Source organism: Gemmatimonadota bacterium (assembly GCA_026702745.1).
In the GTDB taxonomy this organism is placed as follows: domain Bacteria; phylum JAAXHH01; class JAAXHH01; order JAAXHH01; family JAAXHH01; genus JAAXHH01.
Genome location: JAPPBT010000060.1, coordinates 86064 through 110570, shown reverse-complemented (window position 1 = coordinate 110570; position 24507 = coordinate 86064). Strand labels below are relative to the sequence as shown.

Genomic DNA, 24507 nt, shown 5'->3' with positions numbered 1-24507 from the left:
CGTTGACGGCGTCGATCTGCAGCAGGCCCATGCAGTCCATCTCCGCCCTGGCCTTGCTTTCTTCGTCCGCCGAGATGTCGCCTTTGTCGGCCGCCTTGTACTTCTTCTCGCGGTACTCGTCCACCGACGACATGACGAATTCGTCGATGGGGTCCGTCATGAAGAGGACGTTCCAGCCGCGGTCCCGGAAGACCTCCAAGTACGGCGTCCGCTCGAGCATGCCACGGTGCTCGCCGATCAGGTAGTAGATCTCCTCCTGGTCGGGCGGCATCTGGTCGACGTATTCATCCATGGAAATGTACTTCCCGGCCTCGGTATTCATGGATTCGTACACGGCCAGCGAGGTGAGGGTGTCCCGGTTCTCGAAGTCCTGCGCCATTCCTTCCTTGAGGATCATGCCCAGTTCCCGGTAGAACGCCACGTACTTGTCAAACTCGTCCTTCTTCATCTCCTCCAGCACGGTGAAGATCCGCTTGACGATGTTCTTCCGGATGCGGTCGAGGATGGGGTTCTGCTGCAGGATCTCGCGGGAGACGTTGAGGGGCAGGTCCGCGCAGTCCACCACGCCCTTTATAAAGCGCAGGTAGGGCGGCAGTAGTTCCTCGCAGTTCTCCATGATCTGAACCCGCTGCACGTACAGCCTGGGGCCCACCTTGGGATCGCCGAACATCATGTCGAAGGGCCGCTTCGCCGGGATGAAGAGCAGTACCTTGAACTCCGTCAGCCCCTCGGCCGTGTAGTGGATCACCTTCGCGGGATCGCCGTAGTCGTGGGAGATCTGGCGGTAGAAGGCGTTGTACTCGTCTTCCTCGATCTCGTCCTTCGACCGCAGCCAGAGGGCCTTCATGGAATTGAGCGTCTCTTCCCGGACCACCACCTCGGTCTTGTCGTCCTCCTTGTCGTCCTCGCCCTCAACGGGTTCGTGCCGTTCCACGTCCATGACGACCGGGTACTCGATGAAATCGGAGAACTCCTTCACCACCTGCCGGAGCCGCCACTCCTCCAGGAACTCCTTCTCTTCCTCCTTGAGATGGAGCGTGACGTCGGTCCCGTGCGTCTCCTTATCCACTGTCTTGATGGTGAACTCGCCCTCCCCCGCGGAGACCCAGCGGACGCCCTCATCCTTCGGATCGCCCGCCAGGCGGGAGACCACCGTCACCCGGTCGGCCACCATGAATGCCGAGTAGAAGCCCACGCCGAACTGGCCGATCAATTCGGGACGGCTGGCTTCATCGGCCTGCTGCAGGGTCTCGAGGAAGGCCCGGGTGCCGGACTTCGCGATCGTGCCCAACTGGTCGATAACTGTTTCGCGGGACATCCCCGTGCCGTTGTCGGAAACCGTCAGCGTATTCTTGTCCTTGTCGGCGATGAGCTTGATTTTCCACTCGGTGTCACCGTCGAGCAGATCGTTGTTGTTGATGGAATTGAAGCGGATCTTGTTGATCGCGTCGCTGGCGTTGCTGATCAGTTCGCGAAGGAAGATCTCCTTGTTGGAATAGAGCGAATGGGTGATCAGGTGAAGGATCTGCCGCAACTCGCTCTTGAATTCCATGGTTTCGGTGGACGCGGTTGGTGCTTCGGACATCGTCTGGCCTTTCCTCCTGGTCAGGGGAGCGGTTGCTCCCGGATCGACATGCCGTCTCGGGCCGAGAGTTACGCCCGGAGACAAAGTGTTCGGTCTGTTTTCCTTCTGCAAAACGTGGTGTGTTCCGCCGGTCTGCCGCTCGTTCGCACCGGTCCGGACAACATGCGTATAATAGGGGTTTAAGCCGGAATTGTCAACAAGGGGCTTCCTTCAAAAAAGGCTTTGGCCGCTTCGTGCCGGGGGGTAAATTGGTAACCTGAAAAACACACGTTTTTGAACACCGTAGATACGTCATCAGCTGTAGGTACGACATCAAAGGAGACCGAAAAAGCGTCGACGGCACGTACTGTTCCTGTGCTTCGTACGCGGTCGAAACAGGAGAAGCCGGGATGATCACCGATGAACAAATAGCCGAATTCCGCCAGAACGGTTTTCTGAATGGAGGCCGCGTGCTCGACGACGCCGGCGTCCAGGAACTACGCGACGAGTTGCAGCGCGTGCTCGACACCGGTCCGGAAGGCTTTCCCGAGGACGGACCGAGGCCGGTGCTGTTCCACAACATGGTCCGCGATCGGGAACCGGATCGCTGCGTCTGGCAGATCGTGAACATCTGGGAAGTATCGGACGCCTACCACAGGCTGATTCACCATCCTTTCATCGTGGATGCCATCAGCCGGCTCACGGAGGCGGACGAACTGATGGTCTGGCATGACCAGATCCAGTACAAGCCGGCGGGCTACGGCGGCGTAACCAGCTGGCACCAGGATGCACCGCTGTGGCCCATCATACGGCCCATGACGCCGGTATCCGCATGGGTCGCCCTCGACGACGCGACGGTGGAAAACGGGTGCATGTGGATGACGCCGGGCAGCCACCGGTGGGGCGATCAGATCGAGTTCCTGCGGACGCAGGCCCACCTGCAGCAGGTCGAGGACTTCGGGCGGATCGAAGGATTCGCGCCCCCGGGCGGCAACGGCGCGGAAAAGGTAGCACCCCGCCCCTGGCCGGTAAAGGCCGGTGAGGTTTCGTTCCACCACTCGCTGACCTGGCATGGCTCACCTTTCAACCGGTCCGATCAGCCCCGACGCGCCATCGCCATGCATTACATGACGGGCGAGTCCCGCTTCGTCGCTTCCGGTCAGCACGTCATGAAGGCCTTCGTCGACCTGCCGGATGGGGCGCCCATGAACCAGGCGGGCGAACATTTCCCCTTTGTGATGCGTAACGGAAAGCCTGCCGCCCTGGCCGGGTAAGCGAACCTGGACGGTTGAAAACCGCAGGACGCGAATGACGCAGGAAGGAGTAATCCATGGACGTCGTACGCATCGGTGTGATCGGCCTCGGGAACATGGGCGGGTTCCACGTCGAATACCTCACCGGGAACGAAGTGCCGGACGCGGAGCTGAAGGCCGTCTGCGATGTCGATCCGGATCAACTGGCGCGCGCGAAATCACTCGCCGGCGACGACGTCTCGACCTATGGAAGCGCGGATGAACTGCTGAAGTCTGCGGCGATCGACGCCGTGATCATCGCGACGCCCCACTACGACCATCCGCCGCTGGCGGTCAGGGCTTTCGGCCGGGGACTGCACGTGCTTTGCGAGAAACCGGCTGGCGTATACACGCGCCAGGTGCGGGAAATGAACGCGGCGGCCGAGAAGAGCGGCCTCGTCTTCGGTCTGATGTTCAACCAGCGGACGCTGGGCGAGCACCGGAAGCTCAAGGAACTCGTGTCATCGGGCGAACTGGGCGAGTTGCGCCGGACGAACTACATCATTACGAACTGGTTCCGCGCGCAGAGCTACTACGACTCGGGCGGCTGGCGCGCCACGTGGTCCGGCGAAGGCGGCGGTGTGCTCGCCAACCAGTGCCCCCACAACCTCGACCTCTGGCAGTGGATCTGCGGCATGCCGGTACGCATCCGGGCCTTCTGCGGCTTCGGCAAGTACCACGACATCGAGGTCGAAGACGACGTGACGGCCTACGCCGAGTACGAAAATGGCGCCACGGGGGTATTCATCACGACCACGGGCGAGTCGCCCGGAACCAACCGCATGGAAATCACGGGTGACAACGGAAAGGTGGTCATGGAGGAGGGCCGGATCACCTTCTGGCGCAATCGCACGCCGGCGGATGTTTTCAACCGCGAATGGAAGGGCGGTTTCGGCAGCCCGGAGACCTGGAAATGCGAAATCCCCTTCCAGGCCGGCGGCGAGGAGCACAGGGGCATCACGAAGGACTGGGTGCGCGCGATCCTGGAGGGCACGCCGCTCATCGCGCCGGGCGTTGAAGGCATCCGGGGCGTCGAACTGGCCAACGCCATGCTGCTTTCCGCCTGGCAGGACGACTGGGTCGATATCCCGGTGGACGAGGCGCTCTACTTCGAGAAGCTGCAGGAGCGGATCCGGTCGTCCACGGTGCGCAAGAAGGATACCGGCGGTACGACGCTGAGCGTGGAAGGCACGTTCTAGGGCGGATTGTCCACGCCCACGGCATCGGTGATCCGGTCAAGGCCATCCCGGGCCATCAGGCGGCAAAGGCCCCGGTTGATTCGCTTCACCAGGCCCGGTCCGTGGTAGACGAGGGCCGTGTAGACCTGGACCAGGGTCGCGCCCAACCTGATCTTCCGGTAGACGTCATCGGCCGTGAAAATTCCCCCGGTCCCGACGATCACGTGGCGGCCGCGATCCATCCGGGGATACCAGGCCTGGATGGACGCGTCGATCAGCGTGCGGGTCGGCCGGCCGCAAAGGGTCCCGGGCATGCGTTCGAGGAGTTGTGGCGGGGTCTTCAGGCTATCATAGGGCTTTCCGGTGGGCAGTCCGGACACGATGCCCTTTACGAAGGGGAATGGATCCATGGCGGCGAGCGTCCCCTCGATCGTTGCGGGGTCAGTGGTCGGCACCACCTTCAGGAAGGTAGGCGGCATGGTGTCGTAGCCGGCGTATCCCGAGAGCAGCTTCCCCAGCGTGCCCGGATCGTCGAAGGGGCTGTGGCCCGACGTCGTGTTCGGGCAGTTCAGATTGAGCGTCGCGTAATCGGCCAGACCCAGAAAGGGACGCATCGCCGCGACCAGTTCCTCCACTACCTCTTCCGCATCCGCCGGTCTCCCGGTGTTCGTCTCCACCAGGTTGATGCCCAGGGGAACGGGCGGGCGGGCCTCTCCGGGCTGGCCGAGCCGATCGGGCGGGCGGGCCGACCCAGGCTGAACGGGCGATCCGGGCGATCCGGGTGACCCGGGCGACCCGGGCGACTGCCGCGTCCGAGCGGAATCGAATCGCCGCGCCACCGCGTCCGCACCGTCGTTGGGCACCCCGTAATTGACCACGATCGCTTCATCTTCCGGTACACGGAACAGCCGTGGCCGTTCGGGATTGCCCGCCGAAGGATGGGCCGAGACCGAACCCACCTCCACGAATCCGAATCCCGCCGCAGCGAGTCCTTCCATGGCCACGCCGTTCTTGTCGAATCCGGCGGCCAAACCGACGGGATTGGGAAAGGCGAGGCCACCGGCTTCCACCCTGAGCCGCGGATCGTCCACGGTGAGGAGGCCCCGGAGCATTCCGCGCACGGGAGGTATGCGACCCGCCCTGCCGACCGCGGACAGCGTTGCGCGATGGATCCACTCCGGGTCCAGGCGGAACAGCAGGGGACGAATGAGGGGGTAGAGAGACATGGGCGGCGTGGTCCTGAATGATCGATCGGGACGTGACCGGAGTCGCGCGCCGGCCAATGCGATCTGACCGAGGTTGTCGCTCCGTCTATGCACGATTATACCCGGCCGGCATGGGGCGCAAGCACAAAAAAACCGGACGCCCCTGGAAATACGAGACGCCCGGCTTGCGTCTGGAGGAATGTCAACTGATCAGATCAGTCGTCACACCTCCGTTGTTCAGATATCATAATTCCTCCTTTCCTTTTTTGCGCCGCCGTGCTGCAGTACGAGGCGCGGTCCATGCCGATGCATCAACATGCCGGAAATGATCCGGCGTCAATTCCCCGATCGAGCCGGGGAATAACCCACAAGTCACACCATTTCATCGAGATAAGGTAAATCGAAACGCCTCCTGAGATTCCACGGGAGCGGATGCAGGTTACCCGGAAGTTCAGGTGAATTCCGGTCTCGGCGTGACGCCGAATCCCGGTCGGCCGGTCGGTGCGATGCGGCCTTCCGACACCACGGGCTCGTCGAGCAGGACCTCGTCCTTCCCACCACTCCACCGGTCCGGGTGGGTCTCCGCCAGGTCCATGCAGTCCGTGGCCGCGATCAGGTGCAGCCCCCAGATCTCACCGCCGCGATGGGGGCAAACGGGCACGCCGTGTGATCTTGCCAGATCCACGATTCGCAGTCCGGCCGTTATGCCGCCGCACCACGTGATATCGGGCTGCCACAGGTCCAGGGCGCCGGCGCGGGCGATGGCGGCGAAAGCGTGGTGGGAGAAGTCATGCTCGCCGCCGGCCAACAGCACGGGAGCCAGCTGGGGCCGGAGTTCCGCCAGTTCGGTCAGATGGTCCGGTGTGACGAGATCCTCGAACCAGTAGGGCGCATATTCGTCCAGGATTTCTCGCATCCGCAAGGCAACCGCGGCGTCCCAGGACATATAGCAGTCGAACATGAGCAGCGCGTCCCGGCCGAACATCTCCCTGCAACGGACCGCCTGGATCACGGCCGAATCGAAGTCGGCTTCTGACCGCCACTGGTGCGAGCGCTTCACCGCGGTGTAGCCCAGGTCGCGGACCCGGGACAGATCGCCCCCGGTCGCATAGGCGCGGATCTTTTCCTTCTTCATACCCCCGATCAGATCGTACACGGGCCGGCCCTCGGCCTTTCCGAGCAGATCCCACAGCGCCAGGTCGATCCCGCTCAGGGCCATGATCGCGATGCCGCCGCGGCCGTACGGCAGGGACTTGAAGTAAAGGTGGTCCCAAACCCGGCGGATATCCTCCACGCTCCCGATGGACCTGCCGATCAGTGCATCGCGCAGATGGCCGTTGACGATCAGTCTGCCGGGCTCGCCGCCCCCGCCATACCCGTACCCGGTCACGCCCGCGTCCGTGTCCACCCGGACCACGATCTGCCAGTAGTATTCCTGCCAGGCGCCCGTCCCTTTCTTGTTCCGTGACGGGTAGACGGCCTTGACGTCCGTGATCTTCATGCGGAATAGGAACAGGTTGCGGTCAATGGCAACTGGATGCGGTTAACAGCAACAGGTTGCGGATCGAGTGGGCATGAGAAACCCGGCCGGGGAGACCCGTACCGGGCAGTTTTACGGTTCGGAATCGAATGGGCGCTAGTGGGATCGAACCACTGACCTCCACGATGTCAACGTGGCACTCTAACCATCTGAGCTAAGCGCCCCGCAAATCAGCATTCACCAGTGTGTTCATGACCCCGAATGCCGAGGGCCGGACTCGAACCGGCACGGACTATTGAGGTCCGGGAGATTTTAAGTCTCCTGTGTCTACCAATTCCACCACCCCGGCAAACCGTCCCCGGATCTCCCAACACAACTGCACCATGGTAGGGCGCGAACCCCCGCAAGTCAAGGGAAACCGGATATGGCTGGTAACGAGCTTACGGCGCTCCGCAGCGGCTAACACCGAGTTTCACCCGAATCCCGGCCAACCATTCATCAAACCGGTCGGTCTTTGGCACGCATAACTGCGTACTCCCTATTGAGAGCGCGTCCAGTTTCGTCAGATTGAGCATCTCTTCCGGCAGCGGGCCGGAAAGATCCGCGTTTCGTGAGAGATCGAGCACTTCTAGGTTGGCAAGTTGACCAAGTTCCGGTGGCACGTTACCCGACAACTGGTTTTGCCAAAGATCCAGGATTTCGAGATTTTCAAGCTGACCGAGTTCCGGCGGAATACCGCCCGTCAACTGGTTTGTTCCCAGATACAATTCTTCGAGATAAGCGAGTTGACCGAGCTCCGGGGGAATACTGCCTGTCAACGCGTTCCTGAACAGTTGCAGTACGCGAAGTTCACTGAGTTGAGCGAGTACAGGAGGAATAGTACCGGTCAGATTCTGCGTCCCGCGCAACAGGCTTCTCACCCTTCCCGCCTCATTGAGCTTCACGCCGTCCCAGTCGGCAATCGGCGCGGTGCTCAGCCAGTTGTTGAACGCAGAATCTCTCCAATTCTCTCCATCGGTCGCATGGTAGAAACTGATCAGTCTTGCCCGGTCACTCCTTGCACTGACAATCAAGGAAATTGAAGCCGAAAGTTCGTCCGCCTGTGCGGTAATCCGCGCCATACCGTAGGCTTCGGCAGTTACCAGTCCGTCAGCGTCCACGGTGGCTACTGTATTGTCATCGCTGGACCAGGCAAACTCGGTATCCTCTACCACCTGCCCGTCTTCGTCGTACATTGACGTGGAAAGCTGTACCATCATACCGATACCCAGGTGCAGATGGGGAGGGTAGACCCTGATATGCGCTCCACCTGAAGGGATGATATTTACCGAAACCTGTAACGAGCTGAAATTCGACCAATGAAAGTCACTTGCGGTCACGTTGACGATCGTTTCACCGTTTGTACGAGCGGTCACCAGACCATTTTCGTCGACCGTGACCACATTCGTGCCAACGCAGATAAAGCAATCTTCGACGTGTTCCCATTCTACCGGTGCGCCTTCAACTTCCTGACCATTCACATCATACACGATTGCGGAGAGCTGGGCGGTCTGACCCTCGGTGTCGAGTCGCAATATGGGGATGCCGCGGCTGTGGTCTAACGGCAGACTGGATTCGATAATAACGGGCAGCAGAACGCGGACGGCGACCGACGCCGAGGCGTCGCCGGACCGGGCGGTGATCTCTGCCGTACCATCACTTACAGCAGTTACCAGCCCCCCTTCATCGACGGTGACAATGCCCTTGTTGCTGGACCACTTCACTTCTGCATCTTCTAACTCACGACCGTTCGCATCCAGTACGGTAGCGGACAATTTGACGGTCTTGCGGGGACTTCTCTCACCGAAACCAAATCGAAAGAGCGTCACCATGTAGGGTTCGATGACGATGCGGCCCGCTTCCTGCATCACCGTAACCTGTACGGTTTGAGACGCGCTTCCCGAACGCGCACTGATCAGCGCCGTGCCATTCGACACGGCCGTCACCAGTCCCCCATCGTCGACAGTGGCCACCCCCTCGCTGCTACTCTGCCAGGCCACTTCGGCGTCTTTCACCGGCTGTTCGTTCTTGTCGAACACGGCGGCAGTCATTTGTAAGGTCTGTCCAAGGGACATCAAGGTCGCCATGGCCGGTTCGATGACGATGCGGCTGGCTTCCTGTATCACCGTAACTTGTACGGATTGAGATGCGTTTCCGGACCGTGCGGTGACCTGCGCCGTACCGTACGACACGGCGGTCACCAATCCCCCGTTGTCGACGACAGCCACGTTGGCATTACTGCTTGCCCAGGACAGGACAGCACCGGATAGGACAGCACTGTCGTTACTGTAGACTGTTGCACTTAACCTCGCGGTCTCACCGATTTCAGTTAAAGAAACGCTCGAAGGTGTTATACTGATCCGCGCCGGTGTGGGTGCGGGTGCAGGTGAAGAAACCGGACTTCCATCCGGTCTGGTCGGGCCGTCTTTGCCACACGAAGACAGTACCAGCAGACTCAGGAATACAAGAACAAGGACACTCCTGCATGCGGTGACAATCCTCAAAGCGGTTTTTTTGTGACAAAGTACGGCCATTCTGTCTCTCTATTTCCAGGAGATCGAGTTCGTGTAAGATCTGTTTTGCAGAATGTAATGTGTGTTTGTTAATAATCAATTTAATTAACTATTTTAGATAAATGTCTGACACTGTGACGCGGTCTGGGGTGCAGCGCACAAATGGATCCAAGCCGCGCGCGGGCAGTTGTTCGAGGATTTCGCCTGAGCATTGCGACGTGGTACGGTAGAGGAGTCCGGTGAGGAACTGTTATACCAGGTACCTACCCCTGGCCTTCCCCGAGCGCCCCGGACCAGCACGCGAAGGGCCGTCCCTTTCGTTCGTCGTCCTTGAAAAAGGCCAGGTAGGTCATGACGTCGTAGGCGATGAAGGCACGGCCTGAACGGGAGGACCGGGCGAGGCGATGCACCCGGCGCCAGGTACCCGCGTTGAAGTAGACCTGCGCGCCCCGGCGCCCGTTCCCCGTCGCGATGCCGAGGGGCGCGACGTCGAGGGGCACGATTTCGTGATGATGGGTGTGTCCGTACACCACGAAGCGGGCTTCGTGGTCCTCAACCGCTTTCTCCCTGGCCGCGTGAGCAAAGTAGGAGTCCGCAGAATCGCCCGTCACCCGGTTCCACCATGCACCCAGCCTGCCGGACAGGCCCAGCGGAACGTCCCGCGTGAACCGGAGCGCGTACTCCAGCTTGTCCACGCTCTCGAAGGGGTTGTACATCGAACCTCGGTCCCGTATGAAATCCAGGGCCAGGAAGTCGTCCACCAGGTTGTTCCACGTATCCTTGACTTTCCCGGCCTGCATCGGGGACACGCCGTGTTCATGCAGCAGCGCGTCGACCCAGACGGAAGCCGCGGCCAGCGGACGGACATTGTCCAGTTCGCGCAGGCCTTCGATAAAGGTCCGGGGAAGCAGCGAACCCATGCGGTTGCGGACTTCGAAGGGGAATCGATTCAACAGCTCGATCAAGATCGCGTCTCCCAGGGAGGGTTGGTCCCGTGAACCGGAGTAGTTGAACGGATCGTAGATATCGCCATGGCACGCCCGGACGCCGTGCGCCTGCAGTATCCCGGCAATGCGGGTCGAATCTTCGGGCTCGTGGGGAAAGGGCTGTTCAGGGTCGTTTTCCAGGCCCAGGGCGGCTGCGACCTTTCTGCGGAGGAGCTGGCTGGATCTACCGGGGACGCAGTAGAACCAATCGTGGTTCCCCACCATGTAGTGGATGCCGACCTCGACCGGCAGGCCGGGTTCGGACGGCCGTGGGTCCCCATTGGCGCCGCCTGGCGGAGGCAGCAGGAGACCACCGGGTTCGGCCAGGTTCCTGAGGCAGGTGAGCGACGGTTCGTTGTGCGCCAGGATAGCGGTGGTTATGTCGTTCAGCTTCCCGATGTAAGGCAGATCATCGGGATCGCTCCAGGGGCGCGGTCCGTAGTCATTCTCCAGCCACGCGGTGGACCTGAGGACGTCCAGGATATCTCCGAGAAGGAGGATGTCGATTCGCTCGATCGGCTGGTACCGGCCTCCCTTGCGCCATGAAGCCGAGATGGCCATGTCCCGGACCCGCCTGGCAAAGATCCGAAAGGCGTTTTCCTTGATGGTCTGCCCGGTCGTACCGTCCGTAAGGTGAAGATCGCTGATGATTACAATCATGACGTTTCTGGTCATCCATCCCGCTGGGTGAGGTCGAAACCGATCATGTAGGTTCCACCGGTGCCCCGGCCGTGGACCGTCAGGTGGGCCTTTTCCCCATCGGTCAATTCTCCGAGCGGGGTTGATCCCCTGAAGAGGATTGCGTCGCCACCCGCGATCTTCTTCAGGAGGAAGGACTGCAGGTCGTCCGCGGCGCCGCCCAGGGATTCGGGCAGGTTCAGGGGCAGGTTTTCCGGGATCGTTCCCTTGATTCTGCCGACGACGGCTTCGACGATTCCGCCCAGGAAGTCCTTGATCTTGTCCCAGGCGTCCCGGCGGTCCACGTCGAACACCTTGAACTGTATGGAATGGATACGCTTCCCCCGCACCAGCAGGATCAGCTTGTCCCAGTCGTCTATTGCGTCCATTTCGAACCGGCCGCACCGGTCGGGCTTGCCTTCGCCGATCCTGAGATTCTCCTCCCCGGCGCTTCGAACGTAATTCGGCTTGCCCGATCTCCCGGTATCGCATTCCCAGAAAGTGTCGAGACTGGGCATTACGGCATGTTCGGTGGCGAACTGGCTCCGGTGGTTGATAAAACGCAGGTCGACGACGAAGCGGAAATTGGCCTTGTTGTTCGGCAGATCCGCGGGAAACAGGAAATCCGTGAGGGTGAACTCATAGAGCGGCAAGGAGATTCTCCACGTATGCACACGTGTGCGTTGCCGGCCAAAAAAAGTACGACCCGGCCTTCCTGATTCAAGCAGGAAGACGGATGGAAACCCTCGAGGCGCAAGTACATTCGACGTCCCGTAAGTGGGATCCATCCGTGAGTCGATGTTTCGAAAGGAGCCGGACCGGACGATATGCCCGAACCGGCTCCCGTATCTCGAGTTTAGCCTATGGCGTCTTTTAACGCTTTGCCAGCCGTAAACTTTGCCACGTTTCTCGCCGCGATCGTAATGGACTCGCCCGTACCGGGATTTCGCCCCTGGCGAGCAGCGCGGTTCGATACGCTGAACGTGCCGAAGCCGATCAACGTGACGGAATCGCCGTCGCTGAGACTGCTCTTGATGGCGTCGAGTGCTGCGGCGACTGCGGCGTCGGCTTGCGCTTTGGACAACCCAGTAGCATCAGCAACCTTACCGGCCAATTCTGTGCGATTCATTGATTACCCTCCAGATGAAATAATGGGAGTAATGCACCCGATAGAGTGCGAGAAATCCCGCGACAGACCGTTAAAAGGTCCTGTGCTTGCGGGTGAATTACGCGAAGTGTACGTGCAATATATTTCGTACGCTGTTTCCTAAGCAAGTTTTTTTTCGCTATACCTGTGTATGGTACTGCGACAGGGCGGGCGATTTCATTGATTTCGATCCACTAAACTTCTATTTTTTAATCTAATCATGCCATCGGAAAACCCGTCCAAAAGACTGCTTCTCCTGATGCCGACGACGACCTATCGTGCGGATCCGTTTCTGGAAGCGGCGTGCCGCATGAACCTCGAAGTCGTCGTGGGATCGGACTTCTGCAAGTTGCTGGCGGAGGCGTGGGACATCCCGCTGTCGCTCAGGCTCCGGTACGTGTCGCAGGCCGTGGATGAAATCGTGGACTACGCCCGTGAACATCCCCTCGACGCCATCGTACCCGTCGACGATTATACCACCGAAATCGCCGCCCGGGCGTGTAAGGTCCTCGGCCTGCCGCACAACTCGCCCGAAGCGGCCATCGCCGCGCGCAACAAGTACCGCATGCGGGAAATGCTCTCGGCCGCGGGTGTATGGTGCCCCAATTTCGTCCGGTTCGACCTGTCGGTCCCGGTCGAGGAACTCGCATTGGAACAGCGTTACCCCTGTGTGCTCAAGCCCGTCCTGCTTTCGGGCAGCCGGGGTGTCATCCGGGCCGACTCGCCCGACGGCTTCATCGAAGCTTTCCGCAGGATCGGCCGCATCCTCAAAAGCGCGGAGGACCGGCCGCCGAGCCTGGACCCTGACGCCCACCGCATCATGGTGGAGTCCTATATGCCCGGCCGGGAGGTGGCCCTGGAGGGGCTGTTGAGCGGCGGCCGCCTGCGCGTGCTCGCCCTGTTCGACAAGCCCGATCCCCTGGAGGGTCCCTATTTCGAAGAGACGATATACGTAACGCCTTCGCGCTTGCCCGAAGAGACGCAAGAGATCGTGTACGATGTCGTCCAGCGGGCTTCCTCGGCCGTGGGACTCACGGAGGGGCCGGTCCATGCCGAACTGCGGGTCCACCACGGCGAAGCCAGGATCATCGAAATCGCGGGCCGGTCCATCGGTGGCCTCTGCTCGCGCGTGCTGGAGTACGGACTGGGGATATCCCTGGAGGAGCTCATCCTGCGCCATGCCCTGGGCGAGGACGTGGATGGAGTCGGCGGCAAGGCGCAGAGCCGCGGCGGAGCGGACCAGGCGGACCAGGCGGACCAGGCGGACCAGGCGGACCAGGCGGACTGCGAGACGCAAAGCCGCGGCGGGACGGGAGACGAGGCCGCGGGCCAGACGAAGGAAACGAACGCCGCGGCGAACAAGCCGGAGGCCGCGGGCGTGATGATGCTGCCGGTGCCGGAAGGCGGAATGTTCCAGGGATTCGATGGCGTCGAGGAGGCGAAGAAGACCCCGGGCGTGGAGGACGTGGTCATCACCGCGAAGGAAGGCGACATGCTGACCCCATTGCCGGAAGGCGCCAGCTACCCCGGTTTCATATTCGCGAGAGGGGAAGAACCGGGCCAGGTCGCGCGGACGCTGCGAAGGGCCCATCGCAGCCTTCGAATGCGCGTCAAGACGGTCCTGGCTACGTAGAGGGATCAATACCGCCTGGTGCGCAGCGAGGATTCGTGTCGCCCGATAAGGTCGTGTACAGGCAGCGCATCGGCAGAGCGGGAATCATACAAGGGAGATTATAGCCGTGCCAACACACTACGAACGGGTAATGGAGATGTACCGCGAGGTGAGCGACCTCTACGGCGCCCTGGCCCTGATGGGATGGGACCAGGAAACCTACATGCCCCCCAAGGGCGCGGCCAGCCGGGGGCGGCAACTCGCCACCCTCTCCGGGATGGCCCACGAGCGGATCACATCCGATGAGATGCGGGCGGCACTGGATTCCGCCCGGTCGGAATCGCTGACGGCCGACGAGGAGGTCAACATCCGCGAGATCGCCCGTTCCAGCGATCGGGCGGTCAAGGTACCCGTCGACCTGGTCAAGTCCATCGCGGAAACGAGTTCGGCGGCCATCGGGGTGTGGATCAAGGCCCGGAAGGAAGATGATTTCCCGGCGTTCGCGCCGTGGGTCGACAAGCTGGTCGCCCTCCAGCGCGAGGTCGCCGAGGCGGTCGGGTACGAAGACGAACCCTACGACGCGCTGCTCGATGAATACGAACCCTATGCCACCACGAAAGATACGGCGGCGGTCTTCGATTCGATTCGCGGCCCCCTCGTGGACCTGGTGCAGCGCATCGCGTCCTCCGGGGTCCGGCCCCGCACCGACTTCCTGGAGCGGAACTACCCCTTAGGCGACCAGCGGCGCATGGGCGTCATGGCCGCAGAGCGCATGGGCTTCGATTTCGAGGCCGGGCGCCTGGACATTTCCCCCCATCCCTTCTGCACCCACATGGGCGTGCAGGACGTCCGCCTGACGACCCGGTACTCCGAGACCCTGCCCATGCAGTCCTTCTACGGCGTCATCCACGAGGCGGGACACGGCCTCTATGAGCAAGGCCATGACCCGGTCCACGAAGGCACGCCCCGGGGCGCGTCCGTGTCCCTGGGCATCCACGAATCCCAGTCGCGCCTGTGGGAGAACATGGTCGGCCGGAGCCGGGCCTTCTGGCGTTTCTTCTTCCCCGAATTCACCGCCGTGTTCCCGGACCAGGCCGCGGACGTGAGCGAAGAGGAGGTCTATGCCGCGGTCAACGAGGTGAAACCCTCGCTCATCCGGGTCGAAGCGGATGAGATCACCTACAACCTGCACATCCTGCTCCGGTTCGAAATAGAACGCGGCCTGTTCACGGACGAGTTCACGGCAGGCGACCTCTCCGCGGTCTGGAACGAAAAGATGAAGGTCCTCCTCGGCATCGAGCCGCCGGACGACCGGGACGGCGTACTGCAGGACATCCACTGGTCCCACGGGAGTTTCGGCTATTTCCCCACCTATACCCTGGGTAATCTGTACGCCGCCCAGTTCTACCGCGCCGCCGAACGCGACCTGCCCGGTCTGTCGGACCGGATCGCACGCGGGGAACTGCTGCCGCTGCGGGACTGGCTCAGGGACCACATCCATCGGCCCGGCATGACCTACCGCGCGGGAGACCTAGTGCGGCACGTCACCGGAGAGCCGCTCACCGCGGACTGCTTCCTGGCCTACATTGATAGGAAATACCGATCCCTGTACCGCCTATGACCGCTTCGGGTGCCCGCTCTATTCAGAAAGTAGCGACACCGCGGGCCGTGGCCCTGGGCCTGGCGCTGGCCGTGGCCGTCAACATCTTTTCGCTGACGAGCCATTACCTCCTGGGATACGCCCACCTCACCTTCGCCCACATCGATCTCGCCTTACTGATCCCGTTTCTCCTGGGCGTCATGGGGCCCAATATACTGCTTAAGGCATACCGCCCCGCCTGGGGCCTGCGTTCGCGGGAACTGCTGTTCGTCTTCGTCCTGGGCTGGGTCGGCTTCATGGTGCCGACCTGGGGGATGTCCAACTATGTAGTCGGCATCATGGCCTCGGCGGAATACTACGCCTCCCCCGAGAACCAGTGGCGTGAACTGTTCTTTCCCTATCTCCCGGAATGGTTGGTCGTCACCAACGAACAGAACGCGAACAGGGATTACTACTGGGGACTGCCGGATAGCTACCCGATCCCCTGGGCGGCCTGGATCATCCCGAGTTTCTGGTGGCTGTCCTTTTTCGGCGGACTCCTGGCCGTCGGGGTCTGCTTCGTCATCCTGATGCGCAAGCAGTGGGTGGAGCACGAGCGTCTTTCCTATCCCCTCGTGCAGACGGCGGTCGTGATGACGGAAACCATCGATGACGAAGACTCGGCCGTGCCGACGATCATGCGGCACCGCCTGTTCCTCATCGGCGCCCTGGCCACCTTCTCCATCATGCTCTGGAACACCACGGCGTACTGGACCCAGTGGTTTTCCTTTCCGATCGATGCCAATGCCCTGTTTAACGTCGAACTCGGCCGCGCCTTTCCGGCACACGCGATCAGGATGAACGTCATCACCTTCGCCTTCTCCTATTTCATCAACATGGACATCCTGTTCAGCGTCTGGTTCTTCCAGATCGTCAACACGCTGGAACAGGGCATCCTGGCCCGTGTCGGGATTACCGCAGACTCGGGCACCGCCGTTCCCGGCGGCCTGGTCGCTGTCCAGTTCATCGGCGGCATGATCGCCTTCGCGCTGTGGGGATTCTGGATCGCCCGCCGGCACCTGGCCATGGTATGGCGCCACGTCATGGGTAAGGACACGAACCTGCGCGACGACGACGAGTTCTTCTCCTACCGGGCCGCCCTGGTTTCGGGCGCGTGCGGCATGGCCTACATTGTCTGGTGGCTGCACGCGGCGGGCATGTCCTTCCCCGTGATCGCCGTTTTCCTCTCTCTGCTGTTCCTCTTCTATTTCGCACTGTGCAGGGTCATGGCGGAATCAGGCCTGGTCTTCCTGGACCTGCCCATCAATGCCCACCAGTTCACCGTCGCCATGCTGGGTTCCGCCTCGCTGTCTCCCCAGAACCTGACGGGTCTCGGACTGGGAAGCGCCTTCGCCCGCAACTGGAAGACCTTCACGATGATCACCCCCTCGCATGTCGCGCGCCTGCAGTCGATCCTGGGCATGTCGGGACGCGTGCTCTTCTTCTGGTCCGCCGTCACCTTCGCCGTCAGCGCGGTCACAGCCATCGGCTACTCGGCCTATACCGGTTACCGGATGGGCGGCGCGGCGAATTACTACGCGAATGTCGCCGGCGACCCCGGCTTCTACAACCTGATCGTCACCTGGATGAATAACAGCACAACGATCTCGGGCGCGGAGGTGTTCTTCCTGGTCGCCGGCATGCTGATCGTCACGGGGATGACCGTGGCCCGGTACTACTTCAGCTGGTGGCCCTTATCGCCCATCGGGTTCGTGGTGGCCGCCGGAGGTCCCGCCCGGCACGCCTTCTTTCCCGTCTTTCTCGCCTGGTTGCTGAAGTCCATTCTGATCAGGACGGGCGGTGTACGCCTCTATCGTGCCGTTCAGCCGCTGATGATCGGCATCATCGTCGGATACGTCCTCGGTGCTGCCATTGCGGTCCTGGCCGATTACTGGTACTTTCGTGGGACCATACACGAACTGCAGTTCTTCTAATCGGAGTACCTCGTGAATTCGCAGGAAATACTCGGCGTCCTCGAGGCACTGGGCGATCCCGCGATCGCCGCCCATTCGCAGCGGTTTTTCAAGACCGGTCCGGGAGAGTACGGCGAAGGAGATCGTTTCCTCGGGATCAGGATTCCCGTGATACGTGCCCAGGTGCGCAGATACCGCGATCTCTCCATGGGCGAGGCCCTGCGTCTGCTGGTGTCTCCCTTTCACGAAGTTCGTATGTTTTCGCTGCTTTGGCTGGTCATGAGATTCAACAAGAGCGGTGAGCCGGAGAGAAGGACGATCTATAAAACGTATCTTGGTCATACGGCCTTCATCAACAACTGGGATCTCGTCGACTGCTCCGCCCATCCCATTCTGGGCGGGTACCTGGAGGCGCGGGACAGGAAACCGCTCTCCGTACTGGCGGAATCGGAGTCGATTTGGGAACGCAGAATGGCCATTATGGCCTGCCTGCATTTCATCAGGCAGCACGATTATGCCGATGCGCTGAAACTGTCGGAGCGCCTGCTGAACGACGCCGAAGATCTGATCCATAAAGCCGTGGGCTGGATGCTCAGGGAGATCGGAAAGCGGGATCTGCCCATTGAGCGGAAGTTTCTGAAGAGTCGTTACCGACGCATGCCCCGCACGATGCTGCGTTACGCGATAGAGCGGTTCCCGAAGGAGGAAAGAGGAAGATACCTGAGGGGCGAGGTGTAGATTTGCATACCTCCGTTGGAGTTCACGAATGAATGAGCAAGTGGATGATCAGGCCGTCCAGAAAATCAACGCGTGGATCGGCGAAGGCGTGCTTTCCCGGACGGCGGGCGAGGCCATCGTCTGCTGGCTGGACGACCCGGCATGCGAAGCCTTCGTCGATGAGATTCGTGCACTGGTCGATGACGGGGACACCGACGAACTGGAAGACGCATTCGGTTCGGCCATCGCCTTCGGAACGGGCGGCATGCGCGGCCGGATGGGACCGGGCCCGAACCGGTTCAATACTCTTACCGTGGGCCGGGCGGCACAGGGACTGGCGCGGTATGTCTCCAGGATGAGGGGCGGTTCTGAGCAAACGGGGGATGGACCAGACTGTGATGAGCCGGCCGGCGATGGGCCAGACGGGGATGAGCCGGCCGGCGATGGGCCGGACGGCAAGCACCGTCGGGACCTCGGCAGTGGGCCGGAAGGCTCGCACAACCGAACCCTCGGAAGTCGGACCGGCACAGGCATCGTCGTGGCGTGGGACACGCGAAACAACTCGGAGACATTCGCGAAGGAAACGGCCCGCGTACTCGCCGCCAACGGCGTACCGGTGCTGATCTTCGACGGCTATCGCTCGACCCCCGCCCTTTCCTTCGCGGTGAGGGAACTCGGAGCCGCGGCCGGGGTCGTGATCAGCGCCAGTCACAATCCGCCGGAAGACAATGGTTACAAGGTGTACGGTCCCGACGGCGGCCAGGTGGTGTCGCCGCATGACGAGGCCATTACCGGGGAAATGCGCCGCGTCGACGAGATTCGGCACATTCCGTTCGACGAAGGAATCGAGCGGGGCCTGATCCGGACTGTCGACCCGCTGGTGGACGCACGGTATATTGCCGTGCTCGCGGACCTGTCGCTGGACCAGGCGCGGGACGTGCGGGTGGTGTATACCCCCCTGCACGGCGTGGGCATGACATCGGTAGGCGCGGCACTGGAGCAACTGGGTTACCGGGATGTGCACTACGTAGAAGAGCAGGTCGCGCCGGACGGTGCGTTCCCTACGCTCGAAGACGGTATCGCGAACCCCGAAAGACCGTCGGCTTTCCGGCTGGGCATTCGAAAGGCCGCGGAAACCGGCGCCGATCTCTTACTGGCCAGCGACCCCGACGCCGACCGGATCGGCTGCGCGCTTCCACTCCCGGACCGGGGATGGGAGGCGTCGGAAGGGGACCTCGTACTGAACGGTCACCAGATCGGCGCCCTCCTCTGCCACTATTTACTCAGTCGAAAGCAGGAGGCGGGAGCACTGCCCCCCAGGGGTCTTTTCTGCAAGACGGCGGTGACCTCCGACCTGGCCGCCCTCATCGCCCGGTCCTACGGACTGGAAGTCGTGGACGACCTCCCTGTCGGCTTCAAGCACGTGGGCGCAGTGATCGATCGCCTGCCCGAGGGTACGTCTTTCGTGTTCGGCACCGAGGAAAGCCACGGCTACCTGGCGGACGCGCGGATCCGGGACAAAGAGGCCGCCACCGGCATCCTGCTTGCCGAATTTTCCGCCCGGGCGAAGCGAGAAAACCGGACCCTGCGCGACGAGCTGGACGGTATTTACCGGACCTACGGGTATTTCAGGGAAGTTCAACGGTCGGTCGCCCTGCCCGGCGCGGAAGGGGCGCGCAGGATCGAAGACATCATGGCCGCCCTGCGTTCGGCACCACCGGAGCGCATAGGCGGACGGGCCGTATGCCGCGTGATCGACCGTCTGAGCGGTCAGGTGCGTGACCTGCGTTCGGGTACGACCGGGTCCGTCGCGGGCGAACAGGTGAATATCCTGGTCTTCACCTTCTCAGAAGCCGGCCACACACGGGTGATCGTGCGTCCTTCGGGTACCGAGCCCACGATCAAGTACTACGTTTCCGCGTCATCGGTCGACCTGGGCGGAACACGAATCTCGACGCGCGACATGGACGGTTCCCGGCACGCGATCGACTGTCTGGCGAAATCCGTGCTCGATGCAATGATTGAATGGTGCGAAGGCGTGTAACGGTCCCGTTCGGACCCGTTCGGACTCGCTCTTCGCTGGCCCTGTCCCGCTCGAACCGGCCAAAACCTGTAACGTTTCTGGGCAGCACCCGTCCCTGGGCAGCACCCGTCCCTGGGCAGCACCCGACCCTGGGCAGCACCCATCCCTGGGCAGGATAATCAACTCAACTCGAAAGGCTTCATTCCCATGCGCATCATCGACTCCGGCGTCCTCAGCCGCAGCGTGCCCGGCACCGACCGCGCCAACCTTACCTTTCCCGCCGTCCTCGGCAAGTCCGACGGCACCTTGATCGCCACCTGGCACAGCGGCACGACCAAGGACTGCGCGGACGAAGTGATCGAAGTCAGCCGGTCCTCTGACCTCGGTCAGACCTGGACCACGCCCGAACGGCCCTTCGAATCCCCCCTGCTGCGAGGCGTCCGGGGAACAGTCAAGATCGTCTACCTCACGGAACTCGCGCCCGGCCGGATCATCGCCGCATCCATGTGGATCGACCGCGAGACCTATCCCGACGCCCCGGGACTCTTCAATCCGGAGACCGAGGGATGCGTGCCCATGTCGATCCTCCTGGCGGATTCCGAGGACGGCGGAGATACCTGGACGGCGTGGCGCGAAGTGCCCATGCCGGAGGAGATCGGGCCCGCAAGCCTGACCAATCCGGTCATGCAGCTTCCGGACGATACCCTGGTGATGACCATCGAGACCAACAAGCACTACCTCGACACCTCGAAATGGTACCAGCGGGTCGTCGCCTTCCACTCCACGGACCAGGGAAGGACCTGGGGCGAACCATTGAACATCGGGTTCGACCCGACGGGCCTGATCTTCAACTGGGACCTGCGGTCGGCCGTGGCGCCGGACGGCCGGATCGGCGCATTCGCGTGGACCTACAATACCGAAACGGAATCCTACCTCAACATCCACCGCCGTATCAGTTCCGACGGCGGCCGGACCTGGTCGGACCCGGAGGACATCGGCGTCACCGACCAGGCGGCCCACCCCGCGGTGCTTCCGGACGGCCGCGTCGTCCTGGCCTGGGTGGACCGTTTCCAGACTCAGTCCATCAAGGCCCGCGTCGCGCCGTCCATCGACGGCGTCTTCCGTCCGGAATCCGAGGTGACCCTGTACGCCCACGAGGCGCCGAAGGAAGATCCCAAGGGCGCCCTGGGCTTCTCGGTGTGGTCCTTCGGCCTGCCCTACGCGGAAGCCCTGTCCGACGGCACGGTCATGGTGGTCTACTATGCGGGAACCGAAGCCGCAATGGACGTGCACTGGAGCCGTCTGGCACCATGAGGCGATCATGATCGGACACTACCTTCTCACCGCCTGGCGGAACATCCTCGCGTCCCGGTCCCATGCCGCGATCAACGTCATCGGGTTCGCCATCGGCATGGCCTGCTGCCTGGTCATCCTCCTGTACATCCGCGACGAGTTGAGCTACGACCGGCACAATACGCGGGGAGACCGCATCTACCGTGTGGTGACGGACCGCACGGCGCGGACGCCCGGCATCCTGGCCGACTTCATCGGCAACCAACTCCCCGAAGTGGAGGAAGTACTGCGCATCCGGGCGACGGTGGGGACCTGGCTGTTCACGACCGAGGAAAAGCAATTTTACGAACAGCGGGTCTACTGGGCGGACGGCAACCTCTTCGACGTGTTCGATGTGTCCCTGGTGCGCGGCAATCCGGAATCCGCGCTCACGGCGCCGAATACCATGATCATCAGCGCGTCCATGGCCCGCAAGTACTTCGGGGATGCCGACCCCATTGGCAAAATGATTACAGGAGACCACCTGTTTCCCTTCACGATCACCGCGATCATGGAGGACCCTCCGCCCTATGCCCATTATCACCCCGATTTCTATGTCTCCATCGCCACCACGACGGGACGGGGCGATCCGATCCGTCTGCTGACGAACTGGGCCAACAGCCAGTACTACACGTACCTGCTCATACCTGAAGGCGCTTCACCCGACGGGATCGGCGCCTTGCTGCAGGCGCGGCTGGATGAACACGTCGACGCTGTCGAACGGGCAACGGCCTTTACGCACACCTATGCGCTGCAGCCGCTTTTCGACATCCATCTCTATTCTCAACTGGAGTTGGAAATGGAGGGGAACGGCGACGTCTCGTTCATCTGGATGCTGATCGCCATCGCGGTCTTCATCCTGATGATCGCCTGCATGAATTTCACGAACCTGGCAATCGTCCGGTCCATTACCCGCGCCCGCGAAATCGGCATGCGCAAGGTCTCCGGAGCTACACAGGGCCAGATCGTCCGGCAGTACCTCGGCGAAACCATACTCCTGAGCGCCGTTGCGTTCCTCGTTGCCGTGGTTGCCGTCTGGGTGATCCTGCCCGTTTTCAGGTCCATGACGGGCCACGTGCTTTCCATGCCCGCCCTGGAACCCTGGTCCGTACTGGGTGGTACGGTCATCGTCCTTTCCGCCGGCCTCCTCGCCGGCGCCTACCCCGCCCTGCTGCTGTCCCGCATCAGTCCCGCGATGATCTTCCGTGGATCATCGAGTACCGGTGCCGTGAACCTGCGTAAAGCCCTCGTGATCGTCCAGTTCTCCATGGCGATCCTGCTGATGATCGGCACCGGAACGGTGTACCTGCAATTGGAGTACATGCGGGAGAAACACCTGGGATTCGAGAAGGAACACGTGGTGATCCTGCCCGATCTCGAAGGCATGGACTTCGACCTGATACGGGACCGATACCCGCAGCATGCCGGCGTGGTCAGCGTCTCCGGGGCGAACTACATGCCCGGCCGCGCGGCCGGCCGCGGGAGGCTGCCCATCCTTCCCGTGGACCGGGTCGACGATCCGGCGGCGGGCACCGTGGAGATGCAGCATATCCATACCGAAGGAGGCATGGTCCGGACGCTTCGCCTGACTTTGCTGGAAGGCAGGGACATTTCGTGGGAACGGGACTTCGAGTGGGTTGAGGGTCCGGATGGAGGAGGATGGGGAAGATCGACCGGATGTCTCCTCAACGAGGAGGCGGTCAGGCGCCTGAGTTGGGAATCGCCCGCGGAGGCCATGGACCGGTTTGTACGAATGAGGAACAATGAACTGCAGGTCGTCGGGGTAGTGGGCGACTTCCACTTAAGGACGCTGCACGAGCGGGTCGAGCCGGTGATCTTCACCTTCGGCGGTTCCGGCTACTGGGCCGTGCGGTTCGTTCCCGGCGATCCCGGCGAGACCCTGCGGGACCTGGAATCCATGTGGAAGGCATCCATGCCGGAAATCCCCTTCACCTACTCGTTCCTCGACCAGGACGTGGACCGGCTCTATCGTTCGGATCAGTTGCTGGGCCGGCTCGTGACCATGTTCGCCGGCCTCGCGGTCTTCACCGCGTGCCTCGGCCTGTTCGGGCTGGCGGTCTTCACGGCGAAACAACGTACGCGCGAGGTGGGCATACGAAAGGCCCTCGGCGCATCGGCACGTCAACTTGTCCTGCTGCTGTCCAGGGAGTACACCGTCCTCGTGGTCATCGCGAACGTCATCGCCTGGCCGGTGGCGTACCTCGTCATGCAGCAGTGGCTTCGGCAGTACGCCTATCATACCGAGGTCTCGCTGCTGCTGTTCCCCGCCGCCGGGCTTCTCGGGCTGTTGATCGCGTGGCTGACGGTCAGTTCGCAGACGCTGCAGACCGCCGCCATGAACCCGGTCGACGCCCTGCGCCGCGATCATTAGGAATGGGTTCAGCGGGCCGCAACAAAGGTTTCCCAGACTATTCGAAGAGCAGCTTTATTCCTGCCGCGATGTATTCCGGGGGGTCGCTCGGATGGAACCGGTAGCGCAGGCGACCTTCCCGGTCCACCAGGAACAGGGTGGTCGTGTGGGCCACCAGGTAGTGACCCGCCTCGTTCGGCTCCTGCAGTTTGTACAGCACACCGTACCGTTCGGCGACCGCGTCGATCTCCTCCCGCGATCCCGTGAGACCGCGGACGTCCACCGTGGAGAAGTAGGCCAGGTACTCCCTGAGCTGCTCCGGCGTGTCGCGCAATGGATCGACGGTGATGTAAATCGTACGCACGTCTTGGCCGGGTTCGAGATCGAGCACATCGTAGACGGCTGCCAGCATGGAGAGCATGAGTGGACAGGCGTCGGGGCAGTAGGTATAGCCGAAGAAGATCAGAAAGGCGTCACCGGGGTACTCCGACAGGTTGAACCGCTCCTCGTCCTGGTCGGTCAGCGTGAAATCACCGCCGAACCGCTCGCCGTAGTCCAGGAGTTCGGGGATGTCGATCTGCGGCGGTGGCGGCGGTTCTGCGCGGCAGCCGGAGTAAAGCAGCAGGGCCGCGGCGGACAGAATGGCCAGACCGGTACGGGTGACCAGACCGGTGAGGGTGGCCAGACCGACCAGGGTGACCAGACCGGTGAGGGTGGCCAGACCGACCAGGGTGACCAGACCGGTGCGGGTGGCCAGGCCGGTGAGGTTCGAGATCGTCGACTGATACAACTGATGACCAGGCTTCTTTGCACCCAAT

The 24507-nt window shown here is 62.1% G+C and carries 17 protein-coding genes and 2 tRNA genes; 9 read left to right on the top strand and 10 right to left on the bottom strand.

The features are described from left to right. Positions 1 to 1585: molecular chaperone HtpG (gene htpG, locus OXH56_09905; GenBank protein MCY3555620.1), on the bottom strand; the 1585-nt coding region annotated here is incomplete at its 3' end. Positions 1586 to 1974: 389 nt separating this feature from the next. Between htpG and OXH56_09900 the strand changes: the two genes are divergently transcribed. Both OXH56_09900 and OXH56_09895 read left to right on the top strand, forming a co-directional pair. After that, positions 1975 to 2838: a phytanoyl-CoA dioxygenase family protein gene (locus tag OXH56_09900; GenBank protein MCY3555619.1), complete on the top strand. Its 864-nt coding sequence runs from the start codon at positions 1975 to 1977 to the stop codon at positions 2836 to 2838. Between the two features lie 56 nt (positions 2839 to 2894). Then, positions 2895 to 4055 (top strand): Gfo/Idh/MocA family oxidoreductase, encoded by a 1161-nt coding sequence (locus OXH56_09895; GenBank protein MCY3555618.1) that lies wholly within the window; start codon positions 2895 to 2897, stop codon positions 4053 to 4055. Here OXH56_09895 and pyrD read toward each other — a convergent pair. From pyrD to OXH56_09855, 8 genes are all read right to left on the bottom strand, one after another. After that, the gene (gene pyrD, locus OXH56_09890) at positions 4052 to 5260 is read right to left on the bottom strand and encodes a dihydroorotate dehydrogenase (quinone) (GenBank protein MCY3555617.1); all 1209 of its coding nucleotides are present in this window, start codon (positions 5258 to 5260) and stop codon (positions 4052 to 4054) included. The two genes, OXH56_09895 and pyrD, sit on opposite strands and share 4 nt — an antisense overlap. A gap of 430 nt (positions 5261 to 5690) precedes the next feature. After that, a complete protein-coding gene (locus OXH56_09885; protein ID MCY3555616.1) occupies positions 5691 to 6740 on the bottom strand; it encodes a mandelate racemase/muconate lactonizing enzyme family protein in 1050 nt (349 codons plus the stop codon). A 129-nt stretch (positions 6741 to 6869) separates the two neighbouring features. Next, a tRNA-Val gene (locus OXH56_09880) sits at positions 6870 to 6943 on the bottom strand. A 38-nt stretch (positions 6944 to 6981) separates the two neighbouring features. After that, positions 6982 to 7068 (bottom strand) — tRNA-Leu (locus OXH56_09875). A 91-nt stretch (positions 7069 to 7159) separates the two neighbouring features. Next, entirely contained in the window at positions 7160 to 9292 is a 2133-nt protein-coding gene (locus OXH56_09870) for an Ig-like domain-containing protein (protein MCY3555615.1), read from the bottom strand. Positions 9293 to 9534: 242 nt separating this feature from the next. Then, positions 9535 to 10932, bottom strand: coding sequence for a hypothetical protein (locus tag OXH56_09865; protein MCY3555614.1), 1398 nt, complete (start codon positions 10930 to 10932; stop codon positions 9535 to 9537). Further along, complete coding sequence (locus OXH56_09860) at positions 10929 to 11588, bottom strand: hypothetical protein (GenBank protein MCY3555613.1); 660 nt, start codon at positions 11586 to 11588, stop codon at positions 10929 to 10931. Before OXH56_09860 ends, OXH56_09865 begins: the two co-directional genes overlap by 4 nt. Before the next feature lie 203 nt (positions 11589 to 11791). Continuing rightward, positions 11792 to 12064 carry an HU family DNA-binding protein gene (locus OXH56_09855; GenBank protein MCY3555612.1) on the bottom strand — a complete coding sequence of 91 codons (273 nt, stop codon included), beginning with the start codon at positions 12062 to 12064 and terminating at the stop codon, positions 11792 to 11794. A 328-nt stretch (positions 12065 to 12392) separates the two neighbouring features. Here OXH56_09855 and OXH56_09850 point away from each other — a divergent pair, with 328 nt between their 5' ends. The 7 genes from OXH56_09850 (at position 12393) to OXH56_09820 (ending at position 23710) form a co-directional block, all read left to right on the top strand. Next, on the top strand, positions 12393 to 13715 hold the full coding sequence (locus OXH56_09850; GenBank protein ID MCY3555611.1) for an ATP-grasp domain-containing protein: 1323 nt from the start codon (positions 12393 to 12395) through the stop codon (positions 13713 to 13715). Positions 13716 to 13821: 106 nt separating this feature from the next. Beyond that, positions 13822 to 15315 (top strand): carboxypeptidase M32, encoded by a 1494-nt coding sequence (locus OXH56_09845; protein ID MCY3555610.1) that lies wholly within the window; start codon positions 13822 to 13824, stop codon positions 15313 to 15315. After that, positions 15312 to 17267, top strand: coding sequence for a hypothetical protein (locus OXH56_09840; protein MCY3555609.1), 1956 nt, complete (start codon positions 15312 to 15314; stop codon positions 17265 to 17267). The genes OXH56_09845 and OXH56_09840 overlap by 4 nt, the downstream gene beginning before the upstream one ends. A gap of 12 nt (positions 17268 to 17279) precedes the next feature. Beyond that, the gene (locus OXH56_09835; GenBank protein ID MCY3555608.1) at positions 17280 to 17984 is read left to right on the top strand and encodes a DNA alkylation repair protein; all 705 of its coding nucleotides are present in this window, start codon (positions 17280 to 17282) and stop codon (positions 17982 to 17984) included. 28 nt (positions 17985 to 18012) lie between these two features. Next, a complete protein-coding gene (locus OXH56_09830) occupies positions 18013 to 20007 on the top strand; it encodes a phospho-sugar mutase (protein MCY3555607.1) in 1995 nt (664 codons plus the stop codon). Positions 20008 to 20193: 186 nt separating this feature from the next. Further along, positions 20194 to 21300 (top strand): sialidase family protein, encoded by a 1107-nt coding sequence (locus tag OXH56_09825; GenBank protein ID MCY3555606.1) that lies wholly within the window; start codon positions 20194 to 20196, stop codon positions 21298 to 21300. A 7-nt stretch (positions 21301 to 21307) separates the two neighbouring features. Next, positions 21308 to 23710: an ABC transporter permease gene (locus OXH56_09820; GenBank protein MCY3555605.1), complete on the top strand. Its 2403-nt coding sequence runs from the start codon at positions 21308 to 21310 to the stop codon at positions 23708 to 23710. Between the two features lie 37 nt (positions 23711 to 23747). Here the strand turns inward: OXH56_09820 and OXH56_09815 are convergent, their stop codons facing one another. Further along, positions 23748 to 24506, bottom strand: a complete 759-nt coding sequence (locus OXH56_09815) for an SCO family protein (GenBank protein MCY3555604.1) — start codon at positions 24504 to 24506, stop codon at positions 23748 to 23750. Position 24507 lies beyond the last annotated feature (1 nt).